We start from the raw sequence: 13,649 nt of genomic DNA, 5'->3' as shown, positions 1-13,649 counted from the left end.
CGGCACGTCCATGACCTCTCATCGGCGGTACTGTCGGTCGTCATGGATGCTACGGGGGATGCTCTGTACGACGTCGCCGTCGTCGGTCTGGGACCGGCCGGCCGCGCGCTCGCCTCCCGCTGCGCCGCCTCGGGCCTGAGCGTGCTCGCGATCGACCCGAAGCCCGACGCGCCGTGGCGCCAGACCCTCTCCCTGTGGGCGGACCAGCTCGCCCCATGGCTCTCGGTGGCGGCGTGTGGCGTCGACGTCCTGGCGCACTCCGTCCACGGGCCGGTGCACTACTCCCCGGACCGGGTCGTGGTGGACCGGATCTACAGCGTGCTCGACAACGACGCCCTGCGCGAGGCCCTGCCTCTCGGGGTCGGCGTGACGGTCGAGACAACGGTCGTCGACGATGCCGAGTTGCCGGCACTGACCGCCCGTGCGCACCGTGTGGTGGACTGCCGCGGCGCCGGCGGCCCCACCAATCCCGGCCCCCACCAGACCGCCTACGGGATCGTCCTGGACGCGGTGGACGCGGCCCCCGCCCTCGACGGTGATCCGGCGCTGTTCATGGACTGGCGGACGGATCACGACGACGACGAGCTGGGCCCGAGCTTCCTGTACGCGATCCCCCTGGGCTCAGGCAGGGTCCTCCTGGAGGAGACGTGTCTCGCGGGGTCGCCCGCACCGGATCCCGCTGACCTTGAGGCCCGGTTGCGGTCGCGGCTCCTGCGACGCGGAGTCGCGCGGTCGGCCCTCGACGCTCCGCTCGAGGTGGAGCGGGTGCGAATCCCGCTGCTCCCCCGCGGTGGTGGGTCCGGAGCCCCTCGGATCGAGGCCTTCGGCACCGCCGGGGGACATGGCCACGCGGCGACGGGGTACTCGGTGGCCTCGATGCTGGCGGCGGTCCCGGGTGCGGTGCACGCCCTCGGCACCGGATTCCCGATCCCGGCGCCCCGGTCCCCGGCGAGCACCACGCTGCACCGGATCGGACTCCGCGTTCTCCTGCGCGCCGACGGCCGGACCCTGAGGCAGCTGTTCGGCGCGTTCGGACAGATCGACGGACGTCGTCAGCAGTGGTTCCTCGACGGCGCGAGCCCCTCGTATCAACTGGCGCTGGCGATGTGGGACATGTGGGTGATCATTCCCGCACGCGGCAAGGTGGGGATGATCGCCGCAGTGCTCCGGCGGCGCCCCCGCCGAGCTGTTGACGCTCGACCGGCCTAAGCCTCCCCGGGACGTCCTGGTCCCGTCTCTGCCGGCGACGGCGGAAACCCGTCGAAGGCGAGGGTGAGTCCACCGTGGCGCCGGGTCAGGCTGAACATCGAAGCCAGCGCTATCACGGCCCATGCCACCCCGATCAGTTCGAAGGTCTCCTCGACGTACATGATCGCCACATACAGGTCGGACCTCCCCTGGTCGCGTTCCACGATCCCGGAGACGGACTCGATGACCAGCGCACCGAGCAGGAACACCACCGCGGAGCCGATCAGCCAGATCGTCACCCGCGTACGGAGGGCGAGCACCAGGCGGAGGAGAAGCGCGGCCACCACGAACGCGATGGCGGTCCCGGGGATGACCCAGCTGTAGTAGAGATCGCCCGGCAGCGCCGGCGCCAGGCGGTCACCCACGTAGAAAAGTCGCTCGTGGAGCGCCGCCGCCTCGTCGGCCGAGGCGATGACGGCCACGACGGCGAACAACCACCACGACGTGCGGAACCGATCGGAGGTGAGGGCTGCCAGCGCGGCCAACGCGCCGACGAGGAGCCACATCGTGGCCGCGAACCAGACCGCGATATTTCCCTCGGCTCCGATGTCGAACGCGGTCCACAGCAGGTTCCACCCCTGATACGGCTCATGGCTCCCGGTGACCCGGACCATCACGTACAGAAGACCTGACAGCGGCGCCAGGAGAAGCGACGGAAGCAATAACCACCTGGCCGCCCGGGACAACCGATATCCGGCTACTCCCGGGTCCCTATCGTGGTCTCGCGGCGCTCCGGTCGCCATGTCTTCCGCGGGTGGGGCCATGCTTCCAGGGTAAACACCCGGTGAACCGCCGGGGCCCCCGGGAGGCCGAGGGCGGTGTTCCCGCGGAAGTCAGACCGTGAAGCCGATCGCCCGGAGCTGCTCCCGGCCGTCGTCAGTGATCATCTGCGGGCCCCACGGCGGCATCCACACCCAGTTGAGTTCGAGGTCGTTGACCAGATCGGCACCGATCGTCGCACTACGGGCCTGGTCTTCGATGACGTCGGTCAGCGGGCAGGCCGCCGAGGTGAGCGTCATGTCGACACGCGCGATGGTGGAGCCTTCGGTCTCACCCGGGCGGACCCAGATGTCGTACACCAGCCCGAGGTCCACCACGTTGATCCCGAGCTCGGGGTCGACCACGTCGCGCATGGCCTCCTCGAGGTCGGCGACCAGTGCGAGGTCTTCCTCCGACTGCTCCGGGCGGTTCGGATCCGGGCGGAACTCACCGTTGTAGACGGTGCCCGCCGGGGTCTCGTTCTCCGCCGCCGCGGACGGATCGTCTACCGCGGGGTCGTTGGCCGGGGTCATCTGATCGGTCATGTCACTTCACTCCTGATGCTGTTCGGTCTGTCGGCCGAGAGCGTCCCTGTATGCCATCCACCCCAGCAGCGCGCACTTGACGCGCGCCGGGTAGCGGGACACCCCGGACAGGGCGACGGCGTCGTCGAGGATCTCCTCGTCGCCCTCGTGCTTCCCGCGGGATGAGATCATCTCGTGGAATGCGTCGTAGGCCTCGAGGGACTCCGACACCGTCCGCCCGACGATGAGGTCGGCCATCATCGAGGTGGACGCCTGACTGATCGAGCACCCCTGCGCGTCGTAGGACACGTCCTCGATCGTCGACTTGTCGTCGGAGAGCTGCAGCCGCAGCGTCAGCTCGTCGCCGCAGGTCGGGTTGACGTGATGCACCTCGGCCCCGAAGGGCTCCCGCAGTCCGCTGTGGTGCGGGTGTCGGTAATGGTCCAGGATGACCTCCTGGTACATCTGCTCGAGTTTCACGAACGCGCACCTCCCACTCCGAAGAACTCCTGGGCCCGGCGCAGTGACCGGGCGAGCACCTCGACCTCGTCGAGGGTGTTGTACAGCGCGAACGAGGCCCGGACCGTGGACTGCACTCCGAGTCGGCGGTGCAGCGGCCACGCGCAGTGGTGTCCCACTCGTACCGCGACACCGTCGTCGTCCAGGACCTGGCTGACGTCGTGGGCGTGGACACCGTCGACCACGAAGGAGACGGCACCGCCCCGCGCGACCATGTCCCGCGGACCGACGATCCGGATGCCGGGGATCTGGCCGAGGGCCTCGAGGGTGGCCGCGGTGAGCGACTCCTCGTGCCGGGCGACCGTCTCCATCCCCACGCCCTCGAGGTAGCGCACCGCGGCGGCGAGGCCCACGGCCTGCGACACCATCGGCACCCCGGCCTCGAACCTCTGGGGCGGGTCGGCATAGGTCGACTGCTCCATGGTCACGGTGGAGATCATCGATCCACCCGTGAGCACCGGCGGCATGGCCCTGAGCAGCCCGCGGCGTCCGTAGAGCACGCCGATGCCGGTGGGCCCGAGCATCTTGTGCCCGGAGAACGCGGCGAAGTCGACACCCAGCTCGTGGAAGTCCACGGCCATGTGCGGCACGGACTGGCAGGCGTCCAACACGACCAGCGCGCCCACGGCCTTGGCGGACTCGACTACCCGCGCCACGTCCGTCACCGCCCCGGTCACATTGGACTGATGGGTCAGCGCGACGACTTTGACCGCGTCGGTCAACTGGAGCGAGTCGAGGTCGATCCGGCCGTCGTCGGTCACCCCGTACCACCGCAGGGTGGCGCCCGTCCGGCGGCACAGCTCCTGCCAGGGCACAAGGTTGGCGTGGTGCTCGAGTTCGCTGATCACGACCTCGTCACCGGGGCCGACGGCGTACTCACCGAACCTCTCGTCCCCGAGTGCGAACGCGACGAGGTTGAGGGCTTCTGTGGCGTTCTTGGTGAAGACGAGTTCGTCCACCCCGGCCCCGACGAACCCGGCGATGGTCGCGCGGGCGTCCTCGTAGGCGTCCGTGGCCTCCTCCGCGAGCTGGTGCGCACCCCGGTGGACCGCCGCATTGGAGTGCAGCAGGAAGTCCCGCTCCGCGTCCAGTACGGGGATCGGTCGCTGTGAGGTCGCCCCGGAGTCGAGGTAGACCAGGGGCTTTGCGTCGCGGACCGTCCGCTGCAGGATCGGGAAATCCGAGCGGACGGCCGTGAGATCGAGGGTCAAGGTCATGTTCTCCCAGCTGTCCGATCAGGCGTTCGCGGGCGTGAGGTACTTCTCGTAGCCCTCGGCTTCGAGCTCGTCCGCCAGCTCCGCTCCACCGGAGGCGGCGACGCGGCCGTCCACGAAGACATGGACCCGGTCGGGCGAGATGTACCGCAGGATGCGGGTGTAGTGCGTGATGAGGAGGATGCCGCCGTTCTCCTCGCTCCGGTAACGGTTGACACCGTCGGACACCACGCGCAGCGCGTCCACGTCGAGACCGGAGTCGGTCTCGTCGAGCACGGCGATCTTGGGCTTGAGGAGATCCAACTGGAGGATCTCGTGGCGCTTCTTCTCGCCGCCGGAGAAGCCCTCGTTGACGCTGCGCTCGGAGAAGGCCGGGTCGAAGTCGAGGTCGGACATGGCCTCCTTGACCTCCTTGACCCAGTGCCGGAGCTTGGGCGCCTCGCCCCGGACCGCGGTGGCTGCGGTGCGCAGGAAGTTGGCGGTCGAGACCCCGGGGATCTCGGTCGGGTACTGCATGGCGAGGAACAGGCCGGCGCGGGCGCGCTCGTCGACCTCCATCGACAGGACGTCCTCCCCGTCGAGGGTGACGGTGCCGCCGGTGACCTCGTACTTGGGATGGCCGGCGATGACGTACGCCAAGGTCGACTTGCCGGAGCCGTTGGGGCCCATGATGGCGTGGGTCTGGCCCGACTCGATGGTCAGGTCGACGCCCTTGAGGATGTCGACGGTCTCAGCCGAGTCCGCGGTCGCCGCGACGCGGGCGGTCAGGCCCTTGATCTCGAGAATGGTCATTGGTGTGCTCGCAATCTTCTTGAAGTCTTCGGGGGTGGTCTCTCGGGGGCCTGGGATCAGATCCCGGAGGACTGCAGCTCCAGCTCGACGGCTTCGGCGATCCGCTCGCGTACCTCCGGCACGCCGATGCGGTTGATCACCTCGCCGAAGAACCCACGGACCACGAGGCGCCGGGCGACGTCCTCGGCGATGCCTCGGGACATGAGGTAGAACAGGTGCTCCTCGTCGAAGCGCCCCACGGCGCTGGCGTGACCGGCGCCGGCGATCTCGCCGGTCTCGATCTCGAGGTTCGGTACGGAATCCGCGCGCGCCCCGTCGGTCAGGACGAGGTTGCGGTTCATCTCGTACGTATCGGTGCCCTCGGCCGCGGCGCGGATGAGGACCTCGCCGATCCACACGGTGTGGGCGTCGGGCAGCTTCGACGTCGCGTCGCCCTGAAGCGCGCCCTTGTAGAGGACCCGCGAGGTGCAGTGGGGCACCGCGTGATCGACCAGCAACCGGTGTTCGAGATGTTGGCCGTCGTCCGCGTAGTACAGGCCGTTGATGTTCACCGTGCCGCCCGGGGCCGTGAACGCTGCCAGCGGCGCGATCCGCACGAGCTCGCCGCCGAAGGTCACGGCGGTGTAGGTCAGGGTCGCGTCGCGACCGACCTGCAGGTGGTGATTGGCCAGGTGCAGCGCGTCGTCATCCCAGTCCTGGATGAGGACCACCTCGAGGTGGGCGGAGTCGCCGACGACGAACTCGACGTTCTCGGCGATCGTCCCCCCGCCGCGCTGGTCCACGACGAACGTGGCGTTGGCGAACGGCTCCAGGCGGATCTGGGCGTGGCCGTAGGCCAACTCGCCCTCCCCCGGTCCGTCGACCGTCACGTACACGGGCTCGTCGAGGACGGTCTCCTTGGCCACGGTCAGCACCGTTGCCTGCTCGACGGAGCTGAAGGCCTGGGCGGCGACGCGGTCACGGGGGGCGCCGGCCTCGCCGATGCGCCGGTCCGTGGTGGGGACGGTCTCGATGCTGAGTCCCTCGCGCTCGGCGACGGAGGTGAGCAGGCTGCCGGTAGCCGTGACGTTGGAACCGTCATGGATCCCGCGCAGCCGCTTGAGCGGGGTGAAGCGCCAGATCTCGTCCTTGTGGCTCGGGACCTCGAACGCGTTCACGTCGAAGGAGGAGAACTGGTCGCCCTTGGTCGCGGTGACCGGGACCCCGTAGCGGTCCGTCACCGGCGTGGGGCCGGTCCCGGTGGTGGGTGCAGTGGTGTCTGTCATGGTGGTCAGCCCACCGACCCTTCCATCTGGAGTTCGATCAGGCGGTTGAGCTCGAGGGCGTACTCCATGGGGAGCTCCTTGGCGATCGGCTCGACGAATCCGCGCACGATCATGGCCATCGCCTCGTCCTCGGCCAGGCCGCGGCTCATGAGGTAGAAAAGCTGGTCCTGGCTCACCTTGGAGACGGTGGCCTCGTGCCCCAGCGTCACATCGTTCTCGCGGATGTCGATGTAGGGGTAGGTGTCGGACCGGCTGATGTTGTCGACCAGCAGTGCGTCGCACTCGACGTTGGACTTGGAGCCCTTGGCGCCGGCGTTGATCTGGATGAGCCCGCGGTACGCCGAGCGCCCGCCGCCTCGCGCCACCGACTTGGAGACGATGTTCGAGGACGTGTTGGGCGCCAGGTGCAGCATCTTGGAACCGGTGTCCTGGTGCTGGCCCTCGCCGGCGAACGCCACCGAGAGCACCTCGCCCTTGGCGTGCTCGCCGGTGAGCCAGACCGCCGGGTACTTCATGGTCACCTTGGAGCCGATGTTGCCGTCGATCCACTCCATGGTGGCACCCTCCTCGGCCCGGGCGCGCTTGGTGACGAGGTTGTAGACGTTGTTCGACCAGTTCTGGATGGTCGTGTAGCGGCAGCGGCCGCCCTTCTTGACGACGATCTCGACCACGGCCGAGTGCAGCGAGTCCGACTTGTAGATCGGCGCGGTGCACCCCTCGACGTAGTGCACGTAGGCGCCCTCGTCGACGATGATGAGCGTGCGCTCGAACTGGCCCATGTTCTCGGTGTTGATGCGGAAGTAGGCCTGCAGCGGGATGTCCACCTGGACGCCCGGCGGGACGTAGATGAACGAGCCGCCCGACCACACCGCGGTGTTGAGGGCGGAGAACTTGTTGTCGCCGGCCGGGATCACCGAACCGAAGTACTCCTCGAAGTACTCGGGGTGCTCCTTGAGCGCGGTGTCGGTGTCCATGAAGATGACACCCTGGCTCTCGAGGTCCTCACGGATCTGGTGGTAGACCACCTCGGACTCGTACTGGGCCGCGACGCCGGCGACGAGACGCTGCTTCTCCGCCTCCGGGATGCCGAGCTTGTCGTAGGTGTTCTTGATCTCCTCGGGGAGGTCCTCCCACGAGGTGGCCTGCTTCTCGGTGGACCGCACGAAGTACTTGATGTTGTCGAAGTCGATCCCCGACAGGTCCGAACCCCATCCGGGCATCGGCTTCTTGTAGAACGTCGCCAGCGCCTTGAGTCGCTTGGCGAGCATCCACTCGGACTCGCTCTTCTTCTGGGAGATGTCACGCACCACGGCCTCCGAGAGGCCACGCTGTGCGGTCGCACCGGCGGAGTCGGAATCGTGCCAACCGTAGTTGTACTGACCGAGGGAGGCGATCCGCTCCTCATCAGTGGTCGGCTCGTGCACGGTGACGTCGGCCGTCACCTGATCTGGGGTGATGGTCATCGCACAGTCCTTTCGGGGGTCGGAACCGACGCGTCTGCGCCGGCCGCTACGGGGATGGTGGCCGCCAGGGCTCCGGCGGTCACCGTCCCCGTGGGGATGTTCGTGGTGCAGGCGCAGTTCCCGCCGGCAATGGTGGACAGACGCTGGACGTGGGTGCCCACGATCTCGGACACCACCTCCTGCTCGGCCTCGCAGAGTTCCGGGAACCGGGAAGCGACGTTCCAGACCGGACAGTGGTGCTGGCAGATCTGCAGGCCCGTCCCGGCCTCCTCGATCGAGGCGGCATAACCCGACCCGGTGAGCGCGGTAGCGATGTCGGTCGCCGCACGCTCGACGTCGTCCGGACCGTCGGCGGGGCGGACGTGCCCGATCAACGACCGGACACGCTGGCGCGCGAAGTCCGCGACCGCAGCGGGGCCGCCGACACGACGCAGGGCGGACAGGGCCTCCACGGCAAGGTGGTCGTACCCGTGCTGCGCCGAACTGCGGCCCATCGCGGTGACCTGGAAGGCCTTGGCCGGACGGCCGCGGGTGCCGGCCGGGCGGGTCCGAGTGGCCTCGACCTCCCCGGACTCGACCAGTTGGTCCAGATGTCGGCGGACACCGGCAGCGGTCAACCCGAGCTCCCGTCCGATCTCTACGGCGGTCAGTGCCCCTCGTTCCAACAGGAGTTCACGGACGGCCGAGCGGGTGTCGGGCCGCGTGCTGCTCTCGTACGCGTGCTGCACGCTCATCTGCCACTCCCTTCCGGCTATGCTCGGTGCGCCCCGTGCGGGACGCACCACCTCATATTACGCAACACTTCCGTGACGGAAATATTCCCACCCCCCGCGAGTCCGGCGGTGCCGTCGGAATGTGACCTGCGACACCCACTGTGGAGAGAGGCTGAGGTCAGTGGCACCCAGGTTCCCGGTACGCGGCGCGGGGTCGGTCACCGCCCGACTGCACACCGAGGAACGGTTTACCGGGACCCCACCGTCGGCTGAACTGGCCCGACTCCGTCGGATCCGCAGGATCGGCACCACCGCGGCCGTCGCTATGGCGGTGGGTGCCCTCGGCGCCGGCGCTCTGCCGGTCCTGCAGAATCCCGTCGCCGGTGAGCGGTTGTTCGGTCTGTGGCTCAGGGTGCAACAGTCCTCCATGACCGTGGTCATGACCGGGATGGTGGTGGTGACGCTCTGCTGGCTGTTGCTCGCCCCGTACGTCCTGGGCCGGGATCGCCGGGGACGGCTGAGCGGCCGCATCGACCGGGCCACACTCGACCGCATCATCGCGTCGTGGGCGCTGCCGCTCGCCCTGGCCCCACCCATGTTCAGCAAGGATGTCTACAGCTATCTGGCCCAGGGCGCGATCGGCAACACACTCGACGACCCGTACGCACTGGGGCCGGTGTCGGCGCTGGGCACCTCCCACGCCCTGACGGTCAACGTCCCGGACATCTGGCGGGACACCCCGAACCAGTACGGCCCGCTGTTCCTCGGCGTGCAGAAGGTGATCCACACGCTCACGGGGGACGACGTGGTGGTCGGCACGATCCTGCACCGGGTGGTGGCCATCATCGGGATCCTCATGCTGGGATGGGCGGTCCCACGGTTGGCCGAGTACTGCGGGGTGTCGGACGTGGCGGCGCTCTGGCTGGCGGTCGCCAATCCGCTCGTGTTGTTCCACCTGGTGTCCGGTATCCACTCCGAGTCGCTCATGATGGGACTGCTGGCCGTCGGGCTCGTGCTGGCCCTGCGTGCGGTGGACTCCCCGGAATCCGGCCGTCGAACCACGGTCCTCTTCGTCGTGGGGACCGTCCTGGTCACCGGGTCGGCGCTGGTGAAACTGCCCACCGTCGTCGCCCTGGGTTTCGTCGGGATGGCGCTCGCCCGTCGGTGGGGTGGCGGATATCTCGCCACCGTTCGGGCGGCTCTGGTGATGGTGGTCATCAGCGGTGCCACCACCGGACTGGCCATGCTCGCGACCTCCTCGGGCCTCGGGTGGATCACGAAGCTCGGGGCGGCCACGTCTCTACGCAGCTGGCTCTCACCGCCCACGGCCCTGGGGGTGATCGTCGGCGGGATCGGACAGTACCTGGGACTGGGAGACCACACCGCCCAGATCCTCGTGATGGTGCAGACTGCGGCGCTCGTGATCGCCGGCGTGTTCACCGTCAGGATGCTGTTCGCGGTCTCCGCCGGGCGGATCGACCCGGTCGGCGGCCTCGGGGTGTCGATGGCAGCCATCGTCCTGTGCTTCCCCGTCGTCCAGCCCTGGTACGTGCTGTGGGCCCTGATCCCGCTCGCGGCGTGGGCCTCGCGGATGGAGTTCCGGATCCCCGTCGTGGCGGTCAGCGCCGTGCTCGCCTGCTTCACCCTCCCGCCGGGTGCGGGCCTGCCGCCGTTCGTCACCGTCCAGGCGTGGGTGGCCACCGTCGTGGCCGTGACGTTCCTGCTGATCGCGATGTTCCGCTGGCCGGGGCTGTTGCGCTTCCGGTAGTCGGCGCGGCCTAGAATGCTCCCGTGACCTCACGCACCGACTCCCCCGCGCTCCACGTCGAGGGACTCGTCAAGAGGTTCGGTGAGACCACGGCCGTGGCCGGGCTGGACCTCCGTCTGGACCGTGGTGAGGTGATGGCGCTCCTCGGCCCCAACGGCGCCGGCAAGACCACCACGGTCGAGGTCTGCGAGGGATTCCTCCGCCCTGACGGTGGCTCTCTCCGGGTGCTGGGGCTCGACCCGGTGTCCGACCGTCAGCGGGTCCGCAGCCGGATCGGCATGATGCTGCAGGGCGGCGGGGCGTACCCCGCGGCGCGTGTCGGGGAGATGGTCCGTCTGGTCGCCTCCTACTACGCGGACCCCCTCGATCCGGACTGGCTCCTCGCCGAACTCGGGCTCAGCGACCACGTCACCACCCCCTACCGGCGGCTGTCCGGGGGCCAGCAGCAGCGACTCTCGCTCGCCATCGCGGTCATCGGCCGACCCGAGCTGGTGTTCCTCGACGAACCCACCGCAGGACTCGACGCGCAGTCCCGCCGGGCCGTGTGGGACCTGGTCCGGGCGCTGCGTCGCGACGGCACCGCCGTGCTGTTGACGACGCACCTCATGGACGAGGCCGCCGCCCTGGCCGACGAGGTCGTGATCATCGACCACGGCCGCCGTGTGGCCGCCGGTTCGCCGGCCGAACTCGCTCGGGCAGGGACGTCCGAGGGCGTGACCCTGGTCGTCGACGGCGAGGCCTCCCCGACTCTCCTGAGTCACGCGATCGGTCCGGACCACACGGTGACGACGGGGTCCGCGGCCGGGGTCCTGGAGGTCCACGGCCCGGTCTCCCCCGAACTCATGACCACCCTCTGTGCGGCGCTCGAGAAGGCCGACGTCCAGCTCACCTCCCTGGCCACCCGCGCCAGGAGCCTCGAAGAGGTCTTCCTCGACCTGACCGGACGGGACCTGCGATGACCGACACCCAGACCGGCGCCAACCGCTTCGCGCCGGGCACGTTCGCCCACCCGTCCGCACCTGCCCCACTCGTCCGGATGGCCGCGTCGCAGACCCGGATGGAACTGACGCTCTTCCTGCGCAACGGTGAACAGCTCCTGGTCGCCCTGGTGATCCCTGTGGCCGTGTTGTTCGCGCTCACCGCGATCGAGTTCGGTTCGATCCCATCGCCGAGGATCGACTACGCGATCACGGCCGTGTTGACCCTCTCCGTCATGGGTACCGCGTTCACCGGACAGGCCATCGCCGTCGGCTTCGACCGTCGTTACGGCGCGTTGAAGAGACTCGGTGGCACCCCGCTCCCGCCTGCCGTCATCATCGGCGGCAAGATCCTTGCCACGCTGATCCTGGTGGCCGGTCAGGCGGTCCTGCTCGGCGCGATCGCCGCCGGGCTCGGCTGGCGCCCCGGCCTGGCCGGCCTGGCCGTGGGCGCGGTGATGATCGCGTTCGGGTCGGTCGCGTTCTCCTCGATGGGGCTCCTTCTCGGGGGCACCCTGCGGGCCGAGATCGTGTTGGCACTGGCCAACCTCATCTGGTTCGTCCTCATCGGCGCGGCCGGTCTGGCGATCGGCGTGGCCGCCCTGCCCGAGTGGCTGCACGACCTCCTCGTCGTCGTCCCGTCGTACGCCCTGACCAGCGCTCTGGTCACGGCGATCGACGGAGGTTTCCCCGCCCTGGCGGCACTGGTCCTGGCCGGGTGGACCGCGGTCTGCGGCGGACTGGCCGTGCGGCACTTCTCCTTCACCTGATCGCGGAGCCGTCTGCGCGCCCGCCTAGAATCGGGGGCGTGACCTCGACTTCGCACGCCCCGAACCCCGGCAGCCCTGCCACGAGCGAACCCCCCGGACCGACGGGACCGTTGTCCCGTCTGCCGATGCCGTCGATCCGGCTGCAGAAGGGGTTGGCGCTGGCCAACGTCTTCGCCCAGATCGGCATCATGACCACAGGGGTCACCGTTCGGGTGACCGCCTCGGGATTGGGCTGCGAGACCTGGCCACGGTGCAACCAGGACAGTTTCGTCCCCGTCGCCGGCGCCGGCCCCGCGCTGCACCAGGCGATCGAGTTCGGCAACCGGCTCCTGACCTTCGTGCTGGTCGCGATCGCGGCAGCCCTGCTGCTCGCGATCCATCGTGCCGGTCGTCGACGCGGGCTCAAGGTGCTCGCGTGGGCGATGCCCGCGGGGATCCTGGCGCAGGCGGTGATCGGGGGCATCACCGTCCTGGCCGGCCTCGTGTGGTGGACCGTCGCGCTCCACCTGCTCCCGTCCATGATCCTGGCCTGGCTCGCGGCCGTCCTGTTCGTACGGATCGGTGAGTCCGACGACTCCCCCGCCCGCCGTGTCCTCCCCACACCGCTGTCCTGGCTCATCGTCCTCTCCGCCGTACTCCTGGTCGGCGTGCTGGTGACCGGCACCATGGTCACCGGAGCCGGCCCCCACGCCGGTGACGCCCGCATCGAGGCCGCCGACCGCCTCCAGATGCCGATCCAGTGGCTGGTCCACTTCCACGCAGAACTGATGGTCGGGTACGTCTGCCTGCTCATCGGTCTGGCGTTCGGCCTGCTCGCGTTGCGCGCTCGGGGACCGGCCATCCGGCGCTGTCTGATCCTGATCGCCCTGATCGCCGCACAGGCTGTCGTGGGGATCACCCAGTACCAGTTGGGGGTGCCCGAGGTGCTGGTGGTCCTGCACGTGACCCTGGCCGGGGCGATCACCGCCGTGACCGGTGCTCTCTGGGCCTCGGCTGTCATCCGGGATCCCGCGGTGGGGAACGCACGGCCCGCGTAGTCCGGCCGGCGGGTGTGCCCGCCCCGCGAACGGAGAACGGCCCCGCCGTGGCGGGGCCGTTCTCGTCTTACGGGAGACTCAGAGCAGGGATCCGGAGCCGGCCATGCGCTTCCAGTGGCCCGCGGGCACATCGGTATGGGAGACCAGTTCACGGGTCCAGTCCGAACCGGTGAGCCCGGGAACCGAATCGCGCACGGCCTCGGCCTCGGCGAGGGTGTCGACCATGTAGTCGCCCATGACCCCGTCCGCGCCCACGAACGTCAGACGGATCCCCGTACGACCGGTGGGCTGGAGGACCAGATCGGCCGCGCCGCCATGGCGGGCGAGGAACTTCTCGACGAACTTCACGGCGCCCGGTGGCGGTGTCGGACCCGCCGGAACGCGCTCGACCTTGATGGGATCGATCTTCTCCGATGGTGCCTTCTCGGCAGCCTGTCCTTCGACCGACTTCTCCTCGGCGGCCGGTTCGTCCGCCGGAGGTGTCGCAACCGGCTGGGACGCGGCAGGGGCGTCGGCGGGCCGTGATGCGGCAGAGGGCGCGGCATCCGTCCCGGTGGACGCCGCGGTCTCCGAGGGCGTGCCCGCGGACTCCGCAGACGC

General features: G+C 69.3%; 14 protein-coding genes. 5 read left to right on the top strand and 9 right to left on the bottom strand.

Going from position 1 to position 13,649, the window contains the following annotated elements:
* On the top strand, positions 1-1,209 hold a 1,209-nt coding region (locus G6027_RS00610), incomplete at its 5' end, for a lycopene cyclase family protein (RefSeq protein WP_346995579.1).
* Here the strand turns inward: G6027_RS00610 and G6027_RS00605 are convergent.
* From G6027_RS00605 to G6027_RS00570, 8 genes are all read right to left on the bottom strand, one after another.
* On the bottom strand, positions 1,206-1,862 hold the full coding sequence (locus G6027_RS00605) for a hypothetical protein (RefSeq protein WP_241726694.1): 657 nt from the start codon (positions 1,860-1,862) through the stop codon (positions 1,206-1,208). The genes G6027_RS00610 and G6027_RS00605 overlap by 4 nt on opposite strands.
* A 219-nt stretch (positions 1,863-2,081) precedes the next feature.
* Complete coding sequence (locus tag G6027_RS00600; RefSeq protein WP_182634460.1) at positions 2,082-2,552, bottom strand: metal-sulfur cluster assembly factor; 471 nt, start codon at positions 2,550-2,552, stop codon at positions 2,082-2,084.
* Positions 2,553-2,558: 6 nt separating this feature from the next.
* Positions 2,559-3,011, bottom strand: coding sequence for a Fe-S cluster assembly sulfur transfer protein SufU (gene sufU / locus G6027_RS00595; RefSeq protein WP_182634458.1), 453 nt, complete (start codon positions 3,009-3,011; stop codon positions 2,559-2,561).
* The gene (locus G6027_RS00590) at positions 3,008-4,267 is read right to left on the bottom strand and encodes a cysteine desulfurase (protein ID WP_182634456.1); all 1,260 of its coding nucleotides are present in this window, start codon (positions 4,265-4,267) and stop codon (positions 3,008-3,010) included. The genes sufU and G6027_RS00590 overlap by 4 nt, the downstream gene beginning before the upstream one ends.
* Before the next feature lie 18 nt (positions 4,268-4,285).
* Positions 4,286-5,056: a Fe-S cluster assembly ATPase SufC gene (gene sufC / locus G6027_RS00585; protein ID WP_182634454.1), complete on the bottom strand. Its 771-nt coding sequence runs from the start codon at positions 5,054-5,056 to the stop codon at positions 4,286-4,288.
* Positions 5,057-5,112: 56 nt separating this feature from the next.
* Positions 5,113-6,321, bottom strand: coding sequence for a Fe-S cluster assembly protein SufD (gene sufD, locus G6027_RS00580; protein WP_182634452.1), 1,209 nt, complete (start codon positions 6,319-6,321; stop codon positions 5,113-5,115).
* A 5-nt stretch (positions 6,322-6,326) separates the two neighbouring features.
* Positions 6,327-7,784, bottom strand: coding sequence for a Fe-S cluster assembly protein SufB (gene sufB, locus G6027_RS00575; protein WP_182634449.1), 1,458 nt, complete (start codon positions 7,782-7,784; stop codon positions 6,327-6,329).
* Entirely contained in the window at positions 7,781-8,518 is a 738-nt protein-coding gene (locus G6027_RS00570) for an HTH domain-containing protein (protein ID WP_182634447.1), read from the bottom strand. The genes sufB and G6027_RS00570 overlap by 4 nt, the downstream gene beginning before the upstream one ends.
* Positions 8,519-8,678: 160 nt before the next feature.
* Here G6027_RS00570 and mptB point away from each other — a divergent pair, with 160 nt between their 5' ends.
* From mptB to G6027_RS00550, 4 genes are read left to right on the top strand one after another with little or no spacing between them, the layout of a single operon-like run.
* Positions 8,679-10,265: a polyprenol phosphomannose-dependent alpha 1,6 mannosyltransferase MptB gene (gene mptB, locus G6027_RS00565; protein WP_182634445.1), complete on the top strand. Its 1,587-nt coding sequence runs from the start codon at positions 8,679-8,681 to the stop codon at positions 10,263-10,265.
* A gap of 23 nt (positions 10,266-10,288) precedes the next feature.
* Positions 10,289-11,224, top strand: a complete 936-nt coding sequence (locus tag G6027_RS00560) for an ATP-binding cassette domain-containing protein (RefSeq protein ID WP_182634443.1) — start codon at positions 10,289-10,291, stop codon at positions 11,222-11,224.
* Entirely contained in the window at positions 11,221-12,012 is a 792-nt protein-coding gene (locus G6027_RS00555; RefSeq protein WP_182634441.1) for an ABC transporter permease, read from the top strand. Before G6027_RS00560 ends, G6027_RS00555 begins: the two co-directional genes overlap by 4 nt.
* Before the next feature lie 38 nt (positions 12,013-12,050).
* Positions 12,051-13,049, top strand: coding sequence for a COX15/CtaA family protein (locus G6027_RS00550; RefSeq protein WP_182634439.1), 999 nt, complete (start codon positions 12,051-12,053; stop codon positions 13,047-13,049).
* Positions 13,050-13,127: 78 nt separating this feature from the next.
* On the opposite strand, the gene G6027_RS18305 is transcribed toward G6027_RS00550, so the two are convergent.
* On the bottom strand, positions 13,128-13,649 hold a 522-nt coding region (locus G6027_RS18305), incomplete at its 5' end, for a hypothetical protein (protein ID WP_187702466.1).

This window comes from Dietzia sp. SLG310A2-38A2 (assembly GCF_014145095.1).
Classification (GTDB): Bacteria; Actinomycetota; Actinomycetes; order Mycobacteriales; family Mycobacteriaceae; genus Dietzia.
Note: the sequence above shows the minus strand (reverse complement) of the source record. Positions and strands in the feature narration are given on the sequence as shown.